General features: G+C 68.6%; 18 protein-coding genes. 8 read left to right on the top strand and 10 right to left on the bottom strand.

Annotation, left to right across the window (positions count from 1 at the left end; all coding sequences use genetic code 11):
- Window positions 1-173 precede the first annotated feature (173 nt).
- Window positions 174-395, top strand: a complete 222-nt coding sequence (locus HUA78_RS43420) for an MbtH family protein (protein ID WP_141648541.1) — start codon at window positions 174-176, stop codon at window positions 393-395.
- 67 nt (window positions 396-462) lie between these two features.
- On the opposite strand, the gene fruA is transcribed toward HUA78_RS43420, so the two are convergent.
- Complete coding sequence (fruA, locus tag HUA78_RS43415; RefSeq protein WP_141648540.1) at window positions 463-1,152, bottom strand: response regulator transcription factor FruA; 690 nt, start codon at window positions 1,150-1,152, stop codon at window positions 463-465.
- Between the two features lie 521 nt (window positions 1,153-1,673).
- On the opposite strand from fruA, the gene HUA78_RS43410 reads away from it, so the two are divergent.
- Together HUA78_RS43410 and HUA78_RS43405 are read left to right on the top strand one after the other, a co-directional pair.
- On the top strand, window positions 1,674-2,438 hold the full coding sequence (locus HUA78_RS43410) for an RDD family protein (RefSeq protein ID WP_174478868.1): 765 nt from the start codon (window positions 1,674-1,676) through the stop codon (window positions 2,436-2,438).
- Between the two features lie 2 nt (window positions 2,439-2,440).
- The gene (locus HUA78_RS43405; protein WP_141648538.1) at window positions 2,441-3,427 is read left to right on the top strand and encodes a stage II sporulation protein M; all 987 of its coding nucleotides are present in this window, start codon (window positions 2,441-2,443) and stop codon (window positions 3,425-3,427) included.
- On the opposite strand, the gene HUA78_RS43400 is transcribed toward HUA78_RS43405, so the two are convergent.
- Window positions 3,367-3,870, bottom strand: a complete 504-nt coding sequence (locus HUA78_RS43400; protein WP_141648537.1) for a J domain-containing protein — start codon at window positions 3,868-3,870, stop codon at window positions 3,367-3,369. The two genes, HUA78_RS43405 and HUA78_RS43400, sit on opposite strands and share 61 nt — an antisense overlap.
- Window positions 3,871-3,997: 127 nt before the next feature.
- On the opposite strand from HUA78_RS43400, the gene HUA78_RS43395 reads away from it, so the two are divergent.
- The 5 genes from HUA78_RS43395 (at window position 3,998) to HUA78_RS43375 (ending at window position 7,464) form a co-directional block, all read left to right on the top strand.
- The gene (locus tag HUA78_RS43395; RefSeq protein WP_174459004.1) at window positions 3,998-4,549 is read left to right on the top strand and encodes a HEAT repeat domain-containing protein; all 552 of its coding nucleotides are present in this window, start codon (window positions 3,998-4,000) and stop codon (window positions 4,547-4,549) included.
- Window positions 4,550-4,664: 115 nt separating this feature from the next.
- Window positions 4,665-5,192: a DivIVA domain-containing protein gene (locus tag HUA78_RS43390; RefSeq protein WP_141648455.1), complete on the top strand. Its 528-nt coding sequence runs from the start codon at window positions 4,665-4,667 to the stop codon at window positions 5,190-5,192.
- A gap of 3 nt (window positions 5,193-5,195) precedes the next feature.
- Window positions 5,196-5,492, top strand: a complete 297-nt coding sequence (locus tag HUA78_RS43385) for a DUF167 domain-containing protein (protein ID WP_174462395.1) — start codon at window positions 5,196-5,198, stop codon at window positions 5,490-5,492.
- A gap of 12 nt (window positions 5,493-5,504) precedes the next feature.
- Window positions 5,505-6,743: a peptidase MA family metallohydrolase gene (locus tag HUA78_RS43380; RefSeq protein ID WP_141648453.1), complete on the top strand. Its 1,239-nt coding sequence runs from the start codon at window positions 5,505-5,507 to the stop codon at window positions 6,741-6,743.
- A gap of 175 nt (window positions 6,744-6,918) precedes the next feature.
- The gene (locus HUA78_RS43375) at window positions 6,919-7,464 is read left to right on the top strand and encodes a hypothetical protein (RefSeq protein ID WP_141648452.1); all 546 of its coding nucleotides are present in this window, start codon (window positions 6,919-6,921) and stop codon (window positions 7,462-7,464) included.
- Window positions 7,465-7,759: 295 nt separating this feature from the next.
- Here the strand turns inward: HUA78_RS43375 and polA are convergent, their stop codons facing one another.
- From polA to HUA78_RS43335, 8 genes are all read right to left on the bottom strand, one after another.
- Window positions 7,760-10,483, bottom strand: coding sequence for a DNA polymerase I (polA, locus tag HUA78_RS43370; protein ID WP_174478867.1), 2,724 nt, complete (start codon window positions 10,481-10,483; stop codon window positions 7,760-7,762).
- 45 nt (window positions 10,484-10,528) lie between these two features.
- Window positions 10,529-12,760: an FHA domain-containing protein gene (locus HUA78_RS43365; protein ID WP_174478866.1), complete on the bottom strand. Its 2,232-nt coding sequence runs from the start codon at window positions 12,758-12,760 to the stop codon at window positions 10,529-10,531.
- A 6-nt stretch (window positions 12,761-12,766) separates the two neighbouring features.
- Window positions 12,767-14,557, bottom strand: a complete 1,791-nt coding sequence (locus tag HUA78_RS43360) for an ATPase, T2SS/T4P/T4SS family (protein ID WP_174459001.1) — start codon at window positions 14,555-14,557, stop codon at window positions 12,767-12,769.
- A gap of 162 nt (window positions 14,558-14,719) precedes the next feature.
- Window positions 14,720-16,168, bottom strand: coding sequence for a type II and III secretion system protein family protein (locus tag HUA78_RS43355; protein WP_141648448.1), 1,449 nt, complete (start codon window positions 16,166-16,168; stop codon window positions 14,720-14,722).
- A gap of 30 nt (window positions 16,169-16,198) precedes the next feature.
- Window positions 16,199-16,735 carry a prepilin peptidase gene (locus HUA78_RS43350; protein WP_174459000.1) on the bottom strand — a complete coding sequence of 179 codons (537 nt, stop codon included), beginning with the start codon at window positions 16,733-16,735 and terminating at the stop codon, window positions 16,199-16,201.
- A 103-nt stretch (window positions 16,736-16,838) separates the two neighbouring features.
- Window positions 16,839-17,708 carry an FHA domain-containing protein gene (locus HUA78_RS43345; protein ID WP_141648946.1) on the bottom strand — a complete coding sequence of 290 codons (870 nt, stop codon included), beginning with the start codon at window positions 17,706-17,708 and terminating at the stop codon, window positions 16,839-16,841.
- A 63-nt stretch (window positions 17,709-17,771) separates the two neighbouring features.
- Entirely contained in the window at window positions 17,772-19,931 is a 2,160-nt protein-coding gene (locus HUA78_RS43340; protein ID WP_371745805.1) for a hypothetical protein, read from the bottom strand.
- Window positions 19,928-21,394, bottom strand: coding sequence for a YncE family protein (locus tag HUA78_RS43335; RefSeq protein ID WP_174458998.1), 1,467 nt, complete (start codon window positions 21,392-21,394; stop codon window positions 19,928-19,930). The genes HUA78_RS43340 and HUA78_RS43335 overlap by 4 nt, the downstream gene beginning before the upstream one ends.
- Between the last annotated feature and the right edge of the window lie 22 nt (window positions 21,395-21,416).

Raw genomic sequence — 21,416 nt, 5'->3', positions numbered from 1 at the left:
CTTCACGACAGGGGGTGGCTCTCTCTCGCACCAGGACGCATGGTCGCGGGAAGGACAGCCTGTCGGAGCAGTGTTCCAGCAGAGGGGTCGGTAGGCATCCGCCTACTCCTGGCGGTCTTGACCCCTTTTCCTGGGATGTGAACAAGATGCAGCCACTTTCAGGAGTCACTCACATGGCGGACGAGCGCGAGGACACGACGATCTACAAGGTCGTCGTCAACCACGAGGAGCAGTATTCCATCTGGCCGGCGGACCGGGAGAACGCGCCGGGCTGGAAGGACGCGGGCAAGCAGGGCCTGAAGGCCGAGTGCCTCGAGCACATCAAGCAGGTGTGGACGGACATGCGTCCGCTGAGCCTGCGCAAGAAGATGGAAGAGCAGGCGCTGAAGAACTGAAGCGACGAGCGCCCCGCCTGACGGACCCCGGTGAACTCACTGGGGTCCGAGGGCGGGGTTCAACGTCTCAGAGGTCCGGCGGCGGACGAACCCCCAGATGGCAGGCGCGCAACGCCAGCTGGGTGCGGTTCTCGGCCCCAAGCTTCCGGTAGAGCTGGGTGACGTGCGACTTGACGGTGCGCTCGGCGATTTGAAGATGTGCGGCGATCTTCAAGTTGTCCGCGCCCCCGGCCACATACGCCAGGACCTCGCGCTCGCGCTGAGTGAGCGCCAGCAGGACACTCGCGGTGGGTGACGTGACGGGCGGATGCTCGAAGTCGTTGCGCAACAGCTGCACCGGGAAGAGCCGCTCACCTCGCACCAGCGAGTTGATGGCCGAGGACACGGCGGACGTGCCGAGCCCCTTCCGGAAGAGGTAGCCGGAGGCACCCTCGTCGAAGCACTGGGAGATGATCTCCGGAGCACTCACGGCCGAGAGGAGCAACATGCGCACCTCCAGCCGACGCTTGCGGGCTTCGCGCAACAGGTTGATGCCTTCGGTCACAGAGCAGCCCACGGCCGCTTCGCTATCTCCTTCCACATCCATCACCGCCACTTGTGGCGGATCGGTTCCCAGCCCATCGAGAAAGAGTCGCACGTCCCTCGTCACCGAGGTCACGGCAACACCCTCGCCGCGAAGACCGTCGGCGAGGCTTTCCCACGCCGCCCACGGTCCTTCGAGAATGGATACACGGATCGCTGCTTGATTAGTTGCCATGCGAAGGCCCCCCAGCCGCCATGGCGAAACAACTTGGACTGCAGTGTTGACTGCTTCCGACCTCCGGACAGCTCAGGCCAGCGGGAAGAGGCTTCCAGGTCGTGCGTGCACGTCCGCTGAACCACTCCGGGATCGGCCCATCGATGTAAGACCCGACTCCCTGACTGCTTTCAACTACCCACGACTCGCGACGTCCTTCCGGGCTCCACCTCCGCTGGAGCCAGCTCCAGGTTCAACGCCACGAATACCCTAACACCGGGAAAGCGCAGAGGCGAAGGCGCCCCTGGCGCGAGTGTCAAGTGTGCGCGAATCGGATTGGATTCGGGCACCGCGTCCGTTGGTTCGTCATCGCTGTCACGTCCATGACAGCCTTTTCCGTCCAACAGCCGATACCCGCCGTCCCCCGTCGTGGGTCGGGATGTCCACCACGCAACACCCCTCTGAGCCTGGATTAGCCAGACAGCCGGGTCGCAACAGGTGGGAGATGGTACGGCGGGCGGCGTGTATGCTGGGTAGCGGACATGAGTACCGCTTCGACTCCGCACCTCGCCGTGGCCACGCCGGAACGCGTGGCGCTCTCCCTGCCCGTGGCCGGCATCGGCTACCGGTGCCTCGCGTGGCTGGTGGACGCCAGCCTGCTCTTCTTCTTCTGGGTGGTGGCGTACTTCGTCTTCACGCTGCTGGTATCGGACGTGCTCGGCGTCTTCCAGGGGCTGTCGGGCGTGGGCCAGACGTTGCTGGTGGTGGGCATCTTCGCCACACAGTGGCTGTACTGGACGCTGGGCGAGGTCTTCTTCCATGGGCAGACACCGGGCAAGCGGGCGCTGCGCATCCGCGTGGTGCGGCTGGATGGCTCGCCAGGGGGCCTCTACGAGAGCGCGGTGCGCAACCTGTGCCGCGCGGTGGACTTCCTGCCGGGTGTCTATGCCGCCGGCTGCATCAGCATGCTGCTGACGCCGCAGCACCGACGCCTGGGTGACCTGCTGGCTGGGACGGTGCTGGTGCGCGAGGAGCGCATCGACCTGGACAAGTACACCGCGACGAGGGCGCCCGAAGCCGGCGCCCCGGGTCCGAAAGCCACACGGGCGCTGACGCCGGACGAGGTGGAGCTGGTGCTGGCCTTCCTCACGCGCGCGCCCGGTTTGCAAGCCGACGTCCGGCGGAGGATGGGGACGAAGCTGGTGGAGAAGCTGGGCGGGCTGACGTCCGAGGAGCAGGTCACGGTGCTCGCGTCGGCCGAGGCCACCGAGGCGTTCCTGCGGGCCCACGTTCAGGTGGAGCGCTAGAGATGGCCGTTGCCCTGCCGGCCTTCGTCGCCAGCCACCGTGGAAGCTGGGACTCCCTGGAGGCACTGCTCACGCGCCAGCGCGAGGGCACCCTGACGCTGGAGGAGCTGCGCACGCTGGACACGCTGTATCGCCGCGCCGCCTCGGACCTGGCGCATGCGCAGACGTTCTACCCGGGCACCGACGCGCACCGCTTCCTCAACCAGCTCTGCGCGCGCGCCTACGCCGCCATCTACCAACCCCCGCGCGAGCGCTGGGCCTCGGTGCGCGCCTTCTTCCGCCGCGAGTTCCCCCAGACGCTGCGCCGGGAGCTGCGCTACGTGGGCGCCAGCGCCGCGCTGTTCATCCTGGGCCTGCTGCTGGGCGCGCTGGTGGTGCTGTGGGAGCCTCGGGGCGCGGAGCTGCTCGTGCCCGCGGGCGTCCGTCAGTACGTGGCCCAGGGCCGCATGTGGACGGACGATATCCTGTCCGTGGCGCCGCCCAACTCGGTGTCGTCGGGCATCGCCACCAACAACCTCACCGTCACCATCCTCACCTTCGCCATGGGCCTGTTCTACGGGCTGGGGACGGTGTTCATCCTGGTGAACAACGGCGTGCAGATTGGCGCCATCGCCGCGCTGTGTGCCCGCGAGGGGATGCTGGGGAGGCTGATGGACTTCATCTCCGCGCACGGCCCGGTGGAGCTGTCCGTCATCGTCATCGCGGGCGGAGCGGGGCTGATGGTGGGCCAGTCGCTCATCGACCCGGGGGAGCTGCCCCGGGGACAGGCACTGGCCCTGCGCGGGCGGGAAGCGGTGAAGCTGGTGCTGGGGTGCGCGCCCTTCCTCGCCCTCATCGGCGTGGTGGAGGGCTACGTGTCCCCGGGCGACTTGTTCCCCACCTGGGCGAAGGCCGCGCTCGGCCTGGCCCTGGGGGGATTGTTCTGGGGCTACCTGCTGCGCGCGGGCAGCGCGGAAGCGGAGACGGTGCCGGAGGTCAGGGCGTCCTGACGCTTGTGCTGCTGGTGGCGGAGGATGCGCTCATAGGCCACGTTCAGCTCGCGCATCTTCTCCACGGAGCCGCCCCGGTCCGGGTGCCGCTCCAACGCCAGCGCGTGGTAGCGCGCACGGACCTTCTCCGCCGAGTCCAGGGGCGACACGCCCAGGAGCTGGTACGGGTCCTGGTCCTCGATCGCGGACAGCCAGCGCTCCAGCCGGTCCTTCACCTCGATGAAGCGCTCATCCTGGGCGCCGGTGTCCTTCACCGGGTGGGTGCGCACCTTCGCGTCCGCGCGGAGCACGTCCGTGTAGGTACTGCTGACCCAGCGGTGGCAGCCGGAACACCGGTAGTAGCGAACCCGGTTCCCCATCTGAAGGGTCATCCGGATGCCGCAGTGGGTGCACTCCACCTCCACGTTCTCCAGGGTCCGCCAGCTCGAAACCGCAGTGTTCATCAGCACTTGCTCCCGTCAGCAACACGCCTGTAGCACCGCCAAACTCCCATGTCGGGAGATCGCGTCAAGAAAATCTCCACGGGCGCGGCTGCTCCAGGCACCCGGCTTTCGGGTTAGATAGGGGCCCATGAGCCCCCTGCTCGTCGCCGGACTGCTGCTCGTCGCCGCCGCTCCGGCCCGGACGCCCGCGCCCGCCGCCAGCCGCCCCGCCCCCACCTCGTCCCGGCCCGCCCCGGCGCCGCCCGAGCCCCCCGCCCCCGTGGCCTCGGCGGACGACACCGCCCTGCTGCGCGCCCTCTTGTGGGCCGCCCGCCCCGCGCCCGAGGAGGTCCGCGCCATCGCCGTGGAGGACCTGGCCCTGCTGGGAGACCCTCGCGCGCTGGACTCGCTGGCCACGCACCTGTGGGACCCCAATCCCCGCACCCAGCAGGCCGTGCTGCGCGCGGTGGCCCTCTTCCAGCACCCCCGCGCCGAGGAAATCCTGGGCAACGTGGTGCGCCACCCCCGCATGCCGGACGCACTGAAGATTCAGGCCCTCAACGGCCTCGTCTTCCAGCGGACCGCGTCCGCCCGGCGCACCGTGCAGGACGCGGCCACCGACTCCCGCCTCACCTCGGTGGTGCAGAACGCCGCGCGCGCCGTCGCCGAGCAGTGGAACGCGCCGCCCGCTTCGCGCTGAGCACGTCGCTCGCCGCCCCACCAGGCGAGCAGGCGAGGAGCGCTTTGGGGGGCGCGGCGTCGCCCGCGGGGGCCGAATCCTGGAGAAGTCATCGGCCTGCGTTAGACTCGCGCGCATGAAGATCACCCCGCTCGACATCCGGCAGAAGCGGTTCGAAACGGCGCTGCGAGGTTTCTCCCGCCGCGAAGTCGAGGCCTACCTCGAGCTGATCGCCGGCGAGTTCGAGGAAGTGGTGAAGGAGAACATCGCGCTCAAGGAGGAGCTGAAGCGCACGCAGCTCAAGCTCGAGCAGCACCAGGAGCGCGAGCGCACCCTCCAGGAGACGATGGTCACCGCCCAGCGCATCAGCGAGGACCTGCAGTCCGCCGCCAAGAAGGAGGCGGAGATCATCATCGCGGACGCCGAGCACCAGGCGGAGAAGATCGTCCACGGCGCGCATCAGCGGCTGGTGCAGGTGGTGGAGGACATCAACGAGCTCAAGCGCCAGCGCACCCAGTTCGAGTCCCAGGTGCGCTCGGTGCTGGACGCGCACCAGAAGCTGCTGGAGACCTTCAAGGCCCCCACCTTCGCGGACCGCGACTACGCCCGCGTCGAGGACAACGTGGCCTACCTGTCCCAGAAGAAGGCCAACGGCAACGAGTAGCCCATGGCCGCGCCCTGGCTGAAGTCCGTGCCGGACGGCGTGGAGCTGGCCCTGCTCATCCAGCCCCGCGCCTCGCGCACCCGCGTCGTCGGGGAACATGACGGGTTGTTGAAAATCCAGCTCGCCGCTCCGCCCGTGGATGGGGAAGCCAACGCCGCCCTCCTCGAGTTCCTGGGCAAGCAGCTCGGTGTGCCCCGGCGGCAAGTCACGCTCGTCGCGGGTGACGCGTCGCGCCGAAAACGCGTTCAGGTGGTGGGGGTTGATGCGGCGCGGGTCGAGGCTGTTATGTCTGGGGGATAGCGAGGCCCCCGCATGCGCCACCTGCTCGTCCTGCTCCTGTTGCTGCTGGCCATGCCTCGGGCGTGGGCCCAGGGCCTGGGTGAAGGCTCCGGTTCCCATCCCCACGGGGGCGAAGCCCTGGTGGACGACGTGGTGCTCGTCCCCCACTCCCGGCCCAAAATCGTCGCCGGAGAGCTGTCGACGAAGCGCTTCCGCATCCTCCACACGGCGGCGGCCACCGTGGCGGCGAGGGAGCTGGCGGAGAAGATTGAATCGGTGCGCGACGGCTTCGGCAACATCCTGGGGCGCGACTGGCCTGGGGTGACGGAGATTCGCCTGGGCGTGGGCCGCGAGGAGTTCGAGGCGCTGGCGCTCCCCGGCGGCCGGCCTCCGGGCTGGGCCGTGGCGCTGGCCTACCCCACGCATCAAATCATCCTGCTGGACGCGCTCAGCCTCCACGCGCCGGACGGCCAGCAGACGCTGAGGCACGAGCTGGCGCACGTGGCCTTGGGACAGCTCGCCCGGGGCTGGCCCCGGTGGTTCCAGGAGGGCGTCGCGCAGAACGTCACCGGGGAGCGCTTCTCGCTCACCCACTACTCGGCCCTGTTTCGCGCGGTGACGCAGGAGCGCGTCTTCCACTTCGAGGACCTGTCCTCCGACTGGCCTGACCTGCCCGCCGACGTGGAGATCGCCTACGCCCAGAGCGCCGCCTTCGTCGCGCACCTCTCCACGCGCTACGGCCCCCAGGCCATGGGACTGCTCATCGACGGCGTACGCGACGGGGAGCCCTTCGAGACGGCGTTCGGCAAGGCGTTCCACACCTCGCTGGACGTGGAGGAGTCTGGCTGGCGCGACGGGCTGGCCGCCCGCTACGGGTGGCTGCCGCTCACCACCAGCTCCGCCTTGCTGTGGTTGACGGCCTCCATCCTGTGCGTGGCCGCGTACGCGCGCCGCCGCCAGCAGAAGGCCGCGCGGCTGGCGGAGATGACGGCGCAGGAGGCCGCGGACGAGGCCGCCCTGCGGCTGATGATGGTGGCCCAGCAGCAGGCGGCCGAGGCCGGCACGCCCCTGTCGGGTCCCTCCGCGCCGCTTCAGGAGCTGTACTGGCCCGGCCCCCCCGCGTCGGAACCAGAGCCGGAGCACCCCGAGTCGCCGCCTCACGCCGAGTCGACGTCAGGCGAGTACTCCGTTGGACCCGAGCACGAGAGCGAGCAGGCGGCCGGGAGCGATGACGAGCTGAAAGCCCGCACCGCCAAGCCCACGCTGCACTGAGTCGCGCCCTCCACCCGGGGCCTGTCTGGACCTTCGGACAGGTCTACAAGCCGAACCCCGAAGTTTTTACTTCGTCGCCTCCCCACGCGCGGCAGTGCCCTTTCCAAGCTGCTGATTTTCCTGGAGAGGCCACGTCCCAAGCGCTGGCAACCGACTTGCTATAGCTCCCGGTGCGATGCGGAAGGCACCGGACATGACTGAGCGGGGACGTAAGGCAGCCGGGCTGGCGCGGTTCTTCCGCCAGCAGCCAGACCGGATCGCGGCGCTGTGGCGCCGGATGCGGATGTCGGCTCACGAAGCGACGGACGGCAACCAGACTCCGCTGAGTCAGCTCGACGGATTGGTGGAGCCCTTCGTCCGGGAGCTGGGACTGACGCTGGAGGGGGACGACACGAGCCCCTGGAGCCGTACGAAAGCGGTGCTGCGCCTGTCGCCGGAGCGTGGCGCGCGCGCCCTGCACGAAGAATTCTCGGCGCTGCGGCGCTGCCTGGTGGACGCCGCGGAGGTGCTCGGCGGCGGGGATTGGGAGAAGGAGCGCATCAACCGCGCCGTGGATGAGGCGGTGGACTCGGCGGTGGCGCTGCTTCAGCGACTGAGGGATTCGAGAGTCGAGGGGCCTCGGGTGCCCTTCGGCGGTCTGGTGGTGGAGTACTTCGAGCGGGCTTCACGCGTCAGACACGTGCCGCCGGGCTCGAGGGATGGGCGTACCGCGATGCATTGAGGGTGGTCGGTTTTGCCGACCCGTCCGGCTTGACGCTCCAATCTTGGGAGGGTCCGAGGCCGGCGGGAGGGAGCGTGCCAGGGGTGGGGACCTCATGGCACGCCTTGTGGGGTCGCGTGCTCCCACTGGGGAGTGGTGAGCGCGCATCGCGAGCCGCTGGCAAGACGCGTGGATGGGGGTCCGCGCGACTCGCCGGTCGGACGGGTCGGCATTGTTTGTGGGGGTGGTAGCGAAAAAACGAGTGGGTCCGCGGGGGGAGCGCCTACGGGGGTGGGCGCTCCTCCCGTGTTGTTTTTCAGTGGGCGTCCGACCAGCTCCGCCCCGCGCCGACATCCACCTTGAGCGGCACCTTCAGCGTGGCCACGCCCGCCATGCCGCGCGTCACCAGCGCCTTCACCTGCTCCACTTCCGCGTCGGGTGCCTCCAGCAGGAGTTCGTCGTGGACCTGAAGGAGCATCAGCGTGCGCAGGCCCTGGGCACGCAGGTCCGCGTCCACCACCAGCATGGCCTTCTTGATGAGGTCCGCGGCGGTGCCTTGAATCGGCATGTTGATGGCGGCGCGCTCGGCGGCCTGGGCCACGCCCCGGTTCTTCGAGTTCAGGTCCGCCATGTAGCGCCGGCGGCCGTAGAGCGTCTCCACGTAGCCCGTCTTGCGCGCCGTGTTGACGGTCTCCTCCAGGTAGCGGCGGATGCCCGCGTAGCGGATGAAGTAGCGCTCGATGATGTCGCGCGCCGTCTCCTGGGGGATTCCCAGCCGGGTGGCCAGACCGTGGGGTGACAGGCCGTAGGCGATGCCGAAGTTCACCATCTTCGCCACCCTGCGCTGCTCGCGGTCCACCTGGTCGGGCGCGACGCCAAACACCTCGGCGGCGGTGCGGCTGTGGACGTCCTCGTCGTTGCGGAACGCCTCCACGAGCACGGCGTCATCCGCGATATGGGCCAACAGACGCAGCTCCACCTGGCTGTAGTCCGCGCTGACCAGTTGGTGGCCCGGGGCGGCCACGAAGGCGCGGCGAATCTCCCGGCCCAGCTCCGTGCGCACGGGGATGTTCTGGAGGTTGGGGTCGGTGGACGACAGGCGGCCGGTGGCGGTGGCCGCCTGGTGGTACGTCGTGTGGATGCGCCCGTCGGGGGCCACCAGCGTGGGCAGCGTGTCCAGGTACGTGCTCTTGAGCTTGGACAGGCTGCGGTACTCGATGATGGCGCCAGGCAGCGGGTGGTCCTCGGCCAGCTTCTCCAGCACCTCCTGGTCCGCGGAGGGGCCCGTCTTGCCGCGCTTGATGATGGGCAGGTTCAGCTCGGTGAAGAGCACCTGGACCAGCTGCGGGTTGGAGCCGATGTTGAACTCGTGGCCCGCGTGTTTGTAGACCTCCTTCACCTGCGCTTCGACGGCCGCGTCCACCTTCACGGAGATGCGCGCCAGCTCCACCGTGTCCAGGCTCACGCCCCGCTGCTCCATCCGCGCGAGGATGGGCAAAAGCGGCAGCTCCAGCTCCCGCGCCAGCTGCGCGAGCTTCGCCTCCTCCAGCTCCTTCCAAAGCTCCGGGGCCAGCCTGCGCGCCGCCTCCGCGCGCACCGCGAAGCCCGAGGCGACCTCTTCCGGCGAATGGTCCGCCAGCGCCCTGTCCTTCTTGCCCCGCTTGCCTTCCGCCGCCGCGGGAAGCGCGGGCAGCTCCGTGGCCAGCCGCTCGCGCGCCAGGTCCGCCAGCGCGTGCTCGCGCCGTGAGGGATTGAGCAGGTAGCTCAAGAGCTCCACGTCGTCGTGCGCCCCAGCCAGGGTGAGGCCCTCGTTGGCCAGCACCAGTGTGAGGGCCTTGAGGTCATGCCCTCCCTTCTTCACCGCCGGGTCCTCCAACACGCCTCGGAACGCGGCGGTGAAGGACTCGGGCCGCACCTGCGTGGCGCCCAGCACCGCGTGGCGCAGCGGCACGTAGCGCGTGCTCGCATCCGGCAACGCCACGCCCAGGCCCACCAGCTTCGAGGCGAAGGGCATGCCCTCGTAGGCCGGAATCAGGCTGACCGAGCCCGCGACGCGCACGGCCTCCGCCAGGGCCTGGAGCTCCGCGTCGGTGCCCACCAGCGTCGTGGTGACGGCCAGGGGCGCGGGCTTCTCCTTCGCGGGTTCGGAGGACTCGGGCAGGCCCTGCTGGGGCAGGTCCTTGAGCAGCGCGTAGAACTCCAGCTCCGTGAAGAGCTCCCGCGCGCGCGCGGAGTCCACCTCCTTGCGGGTCAGCTCCGCCACGCGCACGTCGAGCGGCAAGTCCGTCTTGAAGGTCACCAGCCGCCTGGCGAGCAGGAGGCTCTCCCTATGCGAGGCGAGGTTCTCCCGAACCTTCGGCTTCTTCACCTCGTCCAGCCGGGACAGGAGCGTGTCCACGTCACCGAACTGCTGGATGAGCTCCGTGGCCGTCTTGGGGCCGATGCCCGGCACCTTGGCCACGTTGTCCACCGCGTCGCCGATGAGCGCCAGGTAGTCGCGCATCTGCCGGGGCTCGATTCCCAGCCGCTCCTTCACGTCCTCGGGCCGGGTGTGCACGTCCTTCATCGGGTCGAAGAGGCGCACGTCCTCGTCGACAATCTGGATGAAGTCCTTGTCCCCGGTGACGACCTGGACGCAGAAGCCCTCGGCCTTCGCCTTGTGGGCCAGCGTGCCGATGACGTCGTCCGCTTCCCAGCCCGCGAACTCCAGGATGGGCAGGTTGAGCGCCTCCACCACGCGGCGGATGAGCGCGAACTGCGGCACCAGGTCTTCGGGCGGCCCTTCGCGGTGGGCCTTGTAGTTGGGGTCTATCTTCTGGCGCTCGGTGCGGCTCTCCTTGTCGAAGGCGAGCGCCACGTGCGTGGGCTTCAAGTCCCGCAGGGACTTGAGCACCATGCGCGTGAAGCCGAGCACGGCGTTGGTGGGCACGCCCTTGCTCGACGTGAGCGGCGGAATCGCGTGGTAGGCGCGGAAGATGAAGCCGGACGCGTCGATGAGGACCAGGGTGGGCGCGGTGCGCGGGGGGCTGGTGTCGGCCATGCCCCCGTGCCTAGCGCGCCCGTCCCGCCCTGTCCAACTCGCTCGCTAGGGGCAGCTCCACTCCTTCTTCTTCGCGACGACCAGCTCCTCCACGCCGTCACCCTTGACGGCGAAGTCCAGCACCGCCGCCATGTCCGGGCAGCCGCCCGCCTGACGGAACGCGGAGAGCGCCGTGGCGGAGCAGAACCCCGCCGCCTTGTTCAGGTCCGGGTTGCCCGCGTAGAAGCCGAAGCCCAGCTTCCACATCCGGCACGCACGGCGCTTGTCGTCGCGGTCCGCCCAGTGCTTGCCGCGCTGGTACGACTTGTCCGCCATGTCCGCGAGGATGCTGCGCCGGTAGAACGACGGCTTGGGCTCCGCCAGGTCCAGCATCAGCGACTTGTCCACCTCCAGCGCCTCGCGCAGCGGCTCGGCGGCCTTCTCCGGGTCATCCGCGGCCAGGTAGCTCTGGCCACCCTTGAAGAGCTGATCCACCGTGGACATCGTCTTGAGCATCTCGTCCGCCTGGGCGTGGAACTGCGCGGACTCGGAGCTGGCGCGCAGCTTCTGCAGGGTGGCCAGCGCCTCGCTGCCACGGCCGGCCCAGTAGTCCATCATCGCCGCCTGCATCAGCTTGTTCGGGTAGCGGCCCTTCACCGCCTCGAGCACCACCGTCTTCGGGTCCGTGGGCAGGTTGTCGCGGTTGAGCACCTCCGCCACCGGACACGTCCAGGGAATCGAGTTGGGGTCCAGCTTGATGCGCGAGATGAGGAACTTCACGAAGAGCGGATCCTTGGGCCGCCACTCGTTCTTCTTCAGGCGCCCTTCCAGCCTCACCTCGTAGCCGAGCGGCGGCTGCAGGTCGTCACGCGGCTGGTTCTGGCACCACACCGCCATGTACGTCTGGCAGCGAGGCACCGCCGCGCTCCACTGCGAGTCGCGCAGGTAGCGCTTGCAGTCGTCCAGCGCGCGCTTCGTCACCTGCTCGGCGGCCTCGGCGGCCTTGGCGCGGGCGCGGCGGAAGTACTCGCTCTCCTTCGGAATCTTGCGGAAGGAGTCCAGCGCCTCCTCGGGCTTGAGGCGCTGCTGCAGCTTCTCTCCCATGGAGAAGTGCTCGAACGCGTCCTTCTCCAGCTTGATGCGCCGGATGAGGGTGTTGGCGTCGGTGTTGATGGGGTCCAGGTCCAGCACCTGCGAGCAGATCTGCTCGGCCTTGACCCAGTTGGGGGGCCCCAGTTCGCTGGAGGCATAGGAGCGGCACTCGCTGAGCAGCTCCGACACCTGCTGCGCGGGGTCGACGACGGCCCCGGTGCCCATGGGGCCTCCGGGGTCCACGGCCGTCTCGGGCATCAGCGCCTTGCCAAGCGCCGCCAGCAGCAGCACGCCCACCAGGCCGCCTCCGGCGATGAACAGCTTCTTGCGCCGGGCCTCCGGGTCCGCGCCGCCACCCTGCGCGTTGTCACGCCGCCGCGACGGGGGCGCCGAGCCCGCGCCTCGGCGGGCCGGAGCGTCGGCCTGGGGCGTCTCGAACGTCATCTCCACCACGCCGAACTGGAGCTGGTCCCCGGGCTCCAGGTCCACCGGCTCCGGGCCCAGCGGGTCGCCGTTGAGCAGCGTGCCGTTGGCACTGCCCAGGTCGCGCACCCGCACCCCGCCGCCGACCGACTCCAGCTCCGCGTGCTTCCGGCTGACCGAGTCGTCTTCCAGGATGATGCCCGCGGGAGGAAGGCGCCCCACGAGCACCTTGCCCTTGAGCGGGAAGGTCTTCCCCGCCCACGGCCCCACGGTGCCCCGCAGCAGGGGCCCACCGCCACCGCCCCCGGGAGGACCGCCCGCGGGCCTGGGAGGCCGCTTCGCCGGTCCCGCACCCGCGGGTGCACTGGCACCAGCGGGCTTCGCCTTGATGCTGGGCAGGGCCCGGGTGGCGCGAGCACCGCCGCCCTCCGCGCCCACGGGCATGGCCTCCGCGCCCGCGGGCTTGGAGGCGCGCCGCGCGCCGGTGGCCCTACCAGGCGCCACCTTGAGGCTCAGCGTGTAGTCGCCAAGAATGACTTCGGACTGAGGCGTGAGCGCGGTGGGCTCGGCGATGCGCTCGCCGTCCACGAAGGTGCCGTTGGCACTGCCCAGGTCCTCGATGAAGACCGTCCCCGCCTCGGAGAAGACGCGCGCGTGCGTGCGCGAGACCCCTCCCTCGGTGAGAAGGACCTCACAGCCCTGCTGGCGGCCCAGCTTCAGCTCGCCGGCGACTTCGTACTCGTTTTCCGTGCCATCAGGCAGACGGACGACCAGTGTGGACATGGCGCGTCAGTCCTCGCGGAAGATGCTCATGTTGACGGGGATGCCCTTGCGCTGAAGCTCGTCATAGAACTTCGGCACGAAGCCGGATGCCACGAAGCGGCCACGCACCTTGTGGTCCTCCGTGAAGCCGTCCTGCTTGTAATAGAAGATGTCCTGGAGCGTGACGATGTCGACCTCCATGCCGGACACCTCCGTGACGTAGCAGATCTTCCGCGTACCGTCTGAGAAGCGCGTCTGCTGCACGATCATGTGCACCGCGCTGGCGATCTGCTCTCGGATGGCCTTCACCGGCAGCTCCATGCCGGACATCAGCACCATCGTCTCCAACCGGGCGATGGCGTCGCGCGGCGTGTTGGCGTGCAGCGTGGTGAGCGAGCCGTCGTGGCCCGTGTTCATGGCCTGGAGCATGTCCAGCGTCTCGCCCGAGCGGCACTCGCCCACGACGATGCGGTCTGGCCGCATGCGCAGGCAGTTCTTCACCAGGTCTCGGATGGTGATGGCGCCCTTGCCTTCGAGGTTGGGCGGGCGGCTCTCCAACTGCACCCAGTGGTCCTGGGGAAGCTGCAGCTCCGCGGCGTCCTCGACGGTGACGATGCGCTCACTGTCGGGGATGAACGAGCTGATGATGTTGAGCGTCGTCGTCTTCCCGGAGCCCGTGCCGCCGGAGATGACGATGTTGCGCCGCGCCTTGACGCACATCTCCAGGAACTCGGCCATCTGCGCGGTGAGCGTCTTGTACTTCACCAGGTCCGAGATCTTCAGCGAGTCCTTCTTGAACTTGCGGATGGTGATGCAAGGACCCTTCAGCGCCAGCGGAGGGATGATGGCGTTGACGCGACTGCCGTCCTTCAAGCGCGCGTCCACCAGCGGGCTGGACTCGTCGATGCGGCGGCCGATGGGCGCCACGATTCGCTCGATGACGCCGAGCACCGCCTGATTCGAGGAGAAGGTCTTCTCCGACAGCGTCAGCTGGCCCTTGCGCTCGATGTAGATCTGGTTGGCGTGGTTCACCATGATCTCGCTGATTTCATCCGACGCGAGGAACGCCTCGAGGGGCCCCAGGCCCAGCGCCTCGTTGATGACGTCGGTGAGCAGCTCCTCGCGGTCCACGTCCTCCGGAAGCTCTCCGTCCGCTTCCATCTGGTCGATGATGTCGCGGATGGCCTTCTCGGTCCGGCGCCACAGCTCGTCGTCGCCGAGCCGGTCCATGTCCATGCGACGCAGGTCGAGGTACTCGATGAGCCGGTCGTGGATTTCCTTCTGGAGTCGCGTGTAGCGCTCCATCCGGGGGTCCACCTTCTTCTTGTTCTTCGCCAGGGCGGACGCCATGGACGCGGGCATGCGTCCGGCGACAGGAGCCTTGGCCGCGGGAGCCGGAGGCGGTTCCTCCTCGTACGGCTCCTCGTCCTCGTACTGCTCCTCCTCCTCGTACGGCTCTTCCTCACCCCCGTCGTCGTAGGCCTCCTCGGCCTGACCGGCGCGCGTCATCGCCGGACCCGCCTCCTCCACCAGCGGCTCCACGTTGATGATGTAGTCGCCGATGTAGATCTGGTCCGTCGGCTTCAGCACCTGTGGCGCGGCGATCTTCTTGCCGTTCACGAAGGTGCCGTTCGTGGACTTCATGTCCACGATGATGCACTTGCCATCCTTGGCGACGATGCGGGAGTGGTACTTCGAGACATTGCCCTTCGCGAGCATGATGTCATTGCCGGGCAGCCGACCGATGGTGATTTCCGGCTTGTGGTACTCACGCTGCTCGGTCCCGCCGCCCTTTTCCGCGAGGGTGATCAAAAACATGGGACGGATGCTAGCAAGCACCCCTTCCACCTCAAAGCGCCAGCCGCAGTCGACCTGCCCGCCCGCAAGGCGACGGGCCGGCATCCGCCCCGAAAAGGGAGGAAACCGGCCCGTCCAGGGGCCCCAGGGCCCCGACCCAAGGCGCCCCGAGGCGCCCGAGCATCAGTCGAAGATGTTGAAGTTCACCTCGGACCGAGCCTGCTTGTAGCGGCTCTTCACGTCCTCGATGATGGTGCGGACCTTGTCCGAGTCCGGGTTCACGATGCGTGGGGTCACGAAGATGACCAGCTCGCGCTTGGTGGAGTCGAACCCGCGGCTCTTGAAGAGCTCACCGATGATGGGGATGTGACCCAGACCGGGGATCTTCGAGATGGACTTCTGCTCGTCGTGGCTGAACACGCCGGACAGGACGATGGTCTCTCCGTGGCGCACGGTGACGTTCGTCTTCACCTTGCGGGTGCGGAAGCCGGGCACCGTGGACGAACCACCGATGGACACGGCGACGGAGGTGTCGATTTCAGAGGCCTCGGCCTCGATCTCCGTCTGGATGTTGCCGTTGCGGTCCGCGGTGGGGCGCAGGTTCAGGATGACGCCGTACTTCTTGTACTCGATGGAGAACTGGTTGTTGGTGATGAGGGGGATGGGGACCTCGCCACCGGCCAGGAACTCCGCCTTCTCACCGCTGGCGCACACCAGCTTGGGCTGCGCGAGCAGGCGGCCGTAACCGTCGTTGCCCTGGAAGCCGATGGAGAAGTCCGCGCCCGCCGTCAGACCCAGGTTGGAGCCACCCTGCCCGAAGGTGCCCGGGAACAGCTCCTGCGTCACCGTGGCCGCGGCCGTCGCCGAGCCCGTGATATCCAACGGGTAGCGGATGCCGTAACGGTCGCGGCTGTTGCGGCGGATTTCGACGAACTGGACCTCGGAGAGAATCATCCGCTTGATGCCGACGACGAGCAGGTTCTCCACCTTCTCGCCAATGGCCTTGGTGATGAGCTCCGCCTTCTGGAGGTCCTGCTGGCTCTCCACCGAGCCCTCCAGGAAGATGGTCGCGCCCACGACGTTGGCCTGAACATTCTTCAGGCCCGCCTTCTGGAACGCCGCGTTCAGGTTCTGCGCCACCAGCTTCTTGGCGTTGGGGGCGATCTTCACGAACGACTTCACGTTCGGATAGAGGCTCACCACCTGGTCGATGCGGTCCGCGTCCTGCGTGGTGTACGCCTGACCGTCCAGGTAGATGCGGTCACCCACCATGCGGACGGAGACACCTTCGATTTCGCCCAGCAGGCGCTTGATCTCGGAGATGACCTCGTTGGGGTCCTGCTTGCGGACGTTCACGAGGTAGCTGACGCGCTGCCCCGTGGTCTTCCAGATGAGCAGCGTCGTCTTGCCCTCCGCCTGACCGGTGATGAGGAGCTGACCGGAGCCGAGCGTCTTCACCTCGGCGATGGACGGGTCGCCGAGGGCCACCTTGCTGAGGCCTGGAATCGTGAGAACCTTCTGGGCGCCTACCCCGAGGCTGACGCTGGTGCCATCCTGAGCCAGGGCGGAGCCACTGGCCACCAGGGCAACGAGTGCGCCAAGCGCGGCGGCATGCGTGAAGCGTGTGAACATCGTGCGTGTCCCCTCTTCCAAGTCTCTGCGCTAACCCAAGCTTTCGTGCTGCCACCACAGCGCCCAGAGTGTTCCGAGCGCGATGGCCACCCCGTAGGGGATATGACGCCGCTCGGTGGGTTGCGCGTCCGAGCGCGCCAGGTGCAGTCGCACCGCCCAGCGCCGCAGCGCCGCCGCCACCGTGTCCCAGACCGCCCCTTGCCACAGGAGCGAAACCACCGCCTGGGCCGCACCCACCAGGGAGATGAACGCGGCGGCCGCCATCGACGCCGGGAACCCCAGCACGGCGCCCACCCCTCCCATCAACTTCACGTCACCCCACCCCATCCGCCCCCGCGCCGCCGCCGGCACCAGCAGCAGTGCCAGGCCCACGCCCGACAGCAGCCCGCTGACCAGCCCCTGCTCCAGCCCTCCCACCCCTTCGGTGGCGAGGCGCACTCCCAGCCCCACCGCCATCAGCGGGTAGGTGACCACGTCGAGGATCTCTCGGCGCAAGACATCGGTTACCACCGAGATCACCAGGGCCACTCCAAGGACCGTCCACAGCGCGATGTGTCCAGGCGTCATCCGTCGCCTGTCCCATTCGCGTCCAGGCGTCCGGTATCAAACCAGGGACGCCTGGAGGCCGTCAATTGGCGAACAGCGAGTTGCCCCGGAAGACGGGGCTCACTCACCGGAGGACGAGCCGGATCTTCTCGCTGCAGATGAAGTACTCGTCCCCGTCTTCGACCTTCCGGCGCTTGATTCGCTGCTTGTTGAACCACGTGCCGTTGGACGAACCCAGGTCCTCGATGATCCAATCGTGGCCTTCCTGGGCGATGACCGCGTGCTCGCGGGAGACCTTCCCGGAGTTGATGACGAAGTCGCAGTGCTTGCCGCGGCCGATGACGAAACGCTCCTTGATGATGCGCTCCTGATCTCCGGACTCGGTGACGAGGTACAGGGCGTTGCCTTCGTCCTCCTCCTCGGCGAGCTCGTCTGCGGGCTCCTCCTCGGGCTCGGCCTGCTCGTCCTCGAGGCCCGGGTCGTCCTGATCCTCGGGCAGGGGCTCCTCATCCTCCTCGACCATGTCGTCGTTGGGAGGAGGCGGCTCGTTCTTGCCCTTGATGAGGCGCTCCAGCTCCGCGGCCGTCTCCAGGACGCGCTCGGCCACCTCGCGGCGCACCGGGTCATTGTCCAGGCCGTTGGCGGAAGCGCGCTCTTCAGCGGCGGCCGAACGGCCACCGGGACGAGGCGGAGGAGGCGGCTCCGCCTTCGGGGCGGGCGCGGGCGCCAGCACCGGGGGCGAAGAAGCACGAGGAGCGGGAGCCGCGGAGATGGGGGCCGGACGCGCGGGCGCGGGCGCGGCGGAGGGCGCGGCGTGCGCCTCCGCTCGGGACCTTGCCTCGATGAAGCCGTTCAGACGCGCGAACATGAAGAGCGCCTGGTTGATCAGCGCATCGCGGTCCGAGCCCATCTGCTGGGCCATCTCTTCGTACGTGTCCCACAGGTGGTCGGCGATTCCGACCTTGCGGGCGGGGCGTGAGTTCTGATCGATCATCGGTCTTGACTCGGACGGTACAGGATGACCCGGACTCTAACAGACACCTCTCCCCACGCCCAATTACTCGAAGTAGGACAGCGCGACGTCGTTGAGGGTGTTGGTCCGCACCTCGTTCAGGTTCACCTGTAGAATTCCGTCCGCGGAGGGATAGGCGATGTAGGCCAGCGCGGTGCCACCTGCCTGGGAGCCCACGACGGGGCCTGGCAGCGTGTAGAACTGCAGACCCGCGCCCGAACTGCTCGACGTATTCACCCCGAAGACGTGGGTGAGCACGCCCGAGCCCACCGCCACCACGTAGCGGTCTCCTCGGACCAGACCCTCGCTGACGTCCACGCGGAGCCGCAGGGGCGGCGGGGTGGGCGGATAGAGGGGCACTGTCAGGCCCCCGGAGCCACAGCCCGTGAGCGTCGTCGTCGCCAGGAAGTCGGTCGGATGGAAAGAGTAGGAGCCCGTCGGGATCTCATAGCCAGACCCGACACCCTCCACGTCTCGCGACAGCAGACTGCCGTTCTCATCCACCAGCAGGAAGGGCTGCTCTCCCGACGCCAGCACCGTGAAAAGAGGGAGCTCCGCGCAGTCCGTCGGGATGGGGGTGAGCGTCTCCAGCCGCACCTTCCCTGCTTCCGCCGCGGGCTGAATCGACGACACGACCAGGTCCGTCGTGCAGATGATATCCACGCTGGCCAGCACGATCACATCCCCCACCCTCACCTGCTGACTGACGTTGTCGGGCTGGGGAACCACGAAGCTCGTCGGCGTCGACAGGTCCCGCGCCAGGTCGAACGCCCCCGGGAACGCCCCCTGGTAGATGAAGCGGAAGAGGCCATTCGCCACCGAGCCCTCGAAGAGGCCCTTGCGGGTGACGCTCGGCCCCGTGGGATTCGCCGGGTCGCAGGGATACTCAAGGGTTTGAGACACGTCGACGCGCGTGGACACCCCTGCAATGTCGATTGTTTCTTCCGCCTGGTTGCGGGCCACCACGTTCACGAACGCCCTGCGCGTATCCAGGTCGAAGTCGCGTCGATCGCTCGCGGAGAACACGGTGATGGAGCCGTTGGACGAGGGCAGCAAGCCGAGCAGCGGCACGGTAGCGGTATCGTTCACCGACACCCCTCCATCGTCTCCGATGAGGGTCAGGAGCAGCGACGCATCCGGGATGAGCGCCAGCCCCGTCGGGAGACCATCCTGGGGAAGAATGGGGAGCATGGGCGCGCCACTCAGGTCCGTGGCCTTCAGCCCCGTCGTCGAGTCCACAGCGAGCACGCCAGAGCACTCCGGCGCCCCGCCGCAGGAGACCTCGTCCTTGACGCCGTAGACGAACCGACCCGCGGGCATCTCGGAGAACTCATTCACGTCGGGAGTCGAGGTGTCATCCTGTCGCGTGACGACGCGGGGATGGGAGACCACGAGCCGCACGGGCGTGTTGTCGAAGCCCGCGGACAGGTCGCGCGTCGCCGTGGAAGGAATGGTGCAGTCCTCGCTCGTGGTCGGATTCGCATCCGTCACCAGCAGCGTGCGCCCGGAGCGCCCGGACGCCTGCCGCGTGGCCACCACGAGCTGGCTGTCCGGAAGCACCGCCATCGCCTGGACGGACTCGCCCGGCTGGAGGCAGAACAGCGTCACCGGGGCCGGCACCAGCTCGCCCGCCTCGAGCGCCTCGGGGCCGGGCAGCGCCTGACGCTCGATGCGAGACCCACCGCTGTCGTCCTCGAAGGGCGCGTCGGGGTCCTGGATGGCGTAGTAGAGCAGGCTCGGCGCAGCCGGCTCACCCTCGGGGCGCACTTCCGGCGAGCGGGCCGCGAAGGCCGTCACCAGGCTGCGCGCGGACAGCCGCTGCATCTGCACCAGTCGCGCGGGGTCCGCGGCCACCACGGAGATCTGCGAGGCTCCGGCGCTGCGCGCGTACACGTACGGCCCTGGAAGCTCCGAGCCATCGGCCTTGTAGCCCACGTCATGCGTGAGCGAGTCCGGCCGGTCCAGCACGGGGATGGCCAGCGTCTGGAGCGGGTTGGGCGCGGGGATGAACTGCCTGGGATTGGCCGCCAGGTCCAACACCTGGAGTTCGTCCCGGTCCGACGACGTCACGAAAACCAGGTTCCCGACGAGCGTCAGGTCATAGGTGCCGGACAGACCGGCAATGCCCGTCGTGGCCTGGGTGTCGGAGCAACCGACGGTCAGCCCGGCGCACGCGAGGAGGAGGGTGAGGGTTCCGCGCTTCACGGGGAGGACTCCTGGCACACACTGGTGCCCTGACGCGTGTCGCGCAGTTGCTGCACGCCGAGCAGGGCGACCCGCCGCGCATCCTGCGGCCGGTCGAGGTTGGGAATGTCGATGACAGCGACGCGTCCGTCGCCAAAGGTGGTGGCGAACAGGCGCGCCGAGTTGTTGCGCACGTCCGCCGTCAATCCGAAGGGCTGGCTGGGCTGGGCCGGGTCCTGGTTGCCCACGAGCACCTGCGCGACGAGCTGCCCCACCTCTTCGTCGTAGATGGAGACGGCCTCGTCGCCGCTGCCCGTCACCGCCACCAGGTTGCCCCGGCCAGGGCCACGCGAGATGACCTCCAGCTCACTGGCGCTCTCCGGCAGCGACTGCGCCGACACCACGCGCAGCGTGGGCAGGTCCGCCAGCGCGTTCTCGATGTCGAGCACGAGCAGCGTGTCCGGGCCGCGCGCCAGCAGGTAGACACGCTCGCGGTTGGGGTCCACCTGCGTCGGGTTGTCGCGCATCATCAACTGCACCACCGCGATGCCGCGCGCCTCGCGGATGGAGTAGATGGCCTTCAGGTCGGACTCGAGGACGCGCCCCGTGTTCGTCCGGTCCACCAGCCGCAGCACGAAGCTGGCGGCGAGCGCACCCAGCTGATCCGTCGCGGAGTTCCGCCCGGACGCATAGAGGTAGCGACCACCGATGGCCACCGAGTGCGCCGCGCCCGCCAGCAGGCCATTGACGCCCAGTGGGACGAAGCTGGACGTGCTCAGCTCCTCACGCGTGGGAGCCGAGGCCGGCAGGTCCACCAGGTACGACTGAAGCTCGGACTGGGACTCCGCCGCGGGCGGGCCCACCAGCTCCGTGTGCGTTACCCACACCCGGGAGTCGGGGTTGGTGCGCTCCACGGCGACGCCCATCGGAGACGGGGCACCAGGAAGGCCGTCCTTCGACGCTCCCGGGACACCCACCAGGGACAGCGCGTTCACCCGGCAGTCGCGCCCGTTACCGCCCTGCGCGCAGTTCACGTTCGCGCCGTCATCCGACACGTCGATGACCTGCAGGTAGCTTCCCTCCGCGCGCGTCGGGACGAACAGGCGAGGCGGGCGGCCAGGCGGGCTCCACAGGGCCATCTCCCCCGCGAAGCTGTCGATGAGCACGAAGGCCGGCGCCGTGACGTGCAGCTCGGTGATGAGCGCGGGAAAGCTGGCGACCTCCGTGGCGTCGGAGAAGTCCTTGCCGAAGGGCCGCAGCCCCAAGGCGTCCAGGTCCAGCGCCGTCACCGCGCCGGAGGCGTAACACTTGTCGAAGTTCGCTCCCGCCACGTACAAGAATCCGTTCGTGGATGTAGAAACCTCGGGGCGCCAGAAGGCGACACCGCTCGGATAGACGAGGCGAGTGGACGGCGGAGGCTGCGGCTCGGAGTCGACGGAACACGACACGAGCAGCAGCGCGGAGGTGACGAGGTAGGCGCGCATCAGAGGGGGGCGGAGTGTAGGA

Origin of the sequence: Myxococcus sp. CA033 (genome assembly GCF_013336625.1) — a bacterium.
GTDB lineage: Bacteria > Myxococcota > Myxococcia > Myxococcales > Myxococcaceae > Myxococcus > Myxococcus llanfairpwllgwyngyllgogerychwyrndrobwllllantysiliogogogochensis.
Note: the sequence above shows the minus strand (reverse complement) of the source record. Positions and strands in the feature narration are given on the sequence as shown.

Coding starts and splice junctions, on each gene's coding strand:
- HUA78_RS43420 (WP_141648541.1), top strand. CDS start 174: ATGGCGGACGAGCGCGAGGACACGACGATCTACAAGGTCGTCGTCAAC.
- fruA (WP_141648540.1), bottom strand. CDS start 1,152: ATGGCAACTAATCAAGCAGCGATCCGTGTATCCATTCTCGAAGGACCG.
- HUA78_RS43410 (WP_174478868.1), top strand. CDS start 1,674: ATGAGTACCGCTTCGACTCCGCACCTCGCCGTGGCCACGCCGGAACGC.
- HUA78_RS43405 (WP_141648538.1), top strand. CDS start 2,441: ATGGCCGTTGCCCTGCCGGCCTTCGTCGCCAGCCACCGTGGAAGCTGG.
- HUA78_RS43400 (WP_141648537.1), bottom strand. CDS start 3,870: ATGAACACTGCGGTTTCGAGCTGGCGGACCCTGGAGAACGTGGAGGTG.
- HUA78_RS43395 (WP_174459004.1), top strand. CDS start 3,998: ATGAGCCCCCTGCTCGTCGCCGGACTGCTGCTCGTCGCCGCCGCTCCG.
- HUA78_RS43390 (WP_141648455.1), top strand. CDS start 4,665: ATGAAGATCACCCCGCTCGACATCCGGCAGAAGCGGTTCGAAACGGCG.
- HUA78_RS43385 (WP_174462395.1), top strand. CDS start 5,196: ATGGCCGCGCCCTGGCTGAAGTCCGTGCCGGACGGCGTGGAGCTGGCC.
- HUA78_RS43380 (WP_141648453.1), top strand. CDS start 5,505: ATGCGCCACCTGCTCGTCCTGCTCCTGTTGCTGCTGGCCATGCCTCGG.
- HUA78_RS43375 (WP_141648452.1), top strand. CDS start 6,919: ATGCGGAAGGCACCGGACATGACTGAGCGGGGACGTAAGGCAGCCGGG.
- polA (WP_174478867.1), bottom strand. CDS start 10,483: ATGGCCGACACCAGCCCCCCGCGCACCGCGCCCACCCTGGTCCTCATC.
- HUA78_RS43365 (WP_174478866.1), bottom strand. CDS start 12,760: ATGTCCACACTGGTCGTCCGTCTGCCTGATGGCACGGAAAACGAGTAC.
- HUA78_RS43360 (WP_174459001.1), bottom strand. CDS start 14,557: ATGTTTTTGATCACCCTCGCGGAAAAGGGCGGCGGGACCGAGCAGCGT.
- HUA78_RS43355 (WP_141648448.1), bottom strand. CDS start 16,168: ATGTTCACACGCTTCACGCATGCCGCCGCGCTTGGCGCACTCGTTGCC.
- HUA78_RS43350 (WP_174459000.1), bottom strand. CDS start 16,735: ATGACGCCTGGACACATCGCGCTGTGGACGGTCCTTGGAGTGGCCCTG.
- HUA78_RS43345 (WP_141648946.1), bottom strand. CDS start 17,708: ATGATCGATCAGAACTCACGCCCCGCCCGCAAGGTCGGAATCGCCGAC.
- HUA78_RS43335 (WP_174458998.1), bottom strand. CDS start 21,394: ATGCGCGCCTACCTCGTCACCTCCGCGCTGCTGCTCGTGTCGTGTTCC.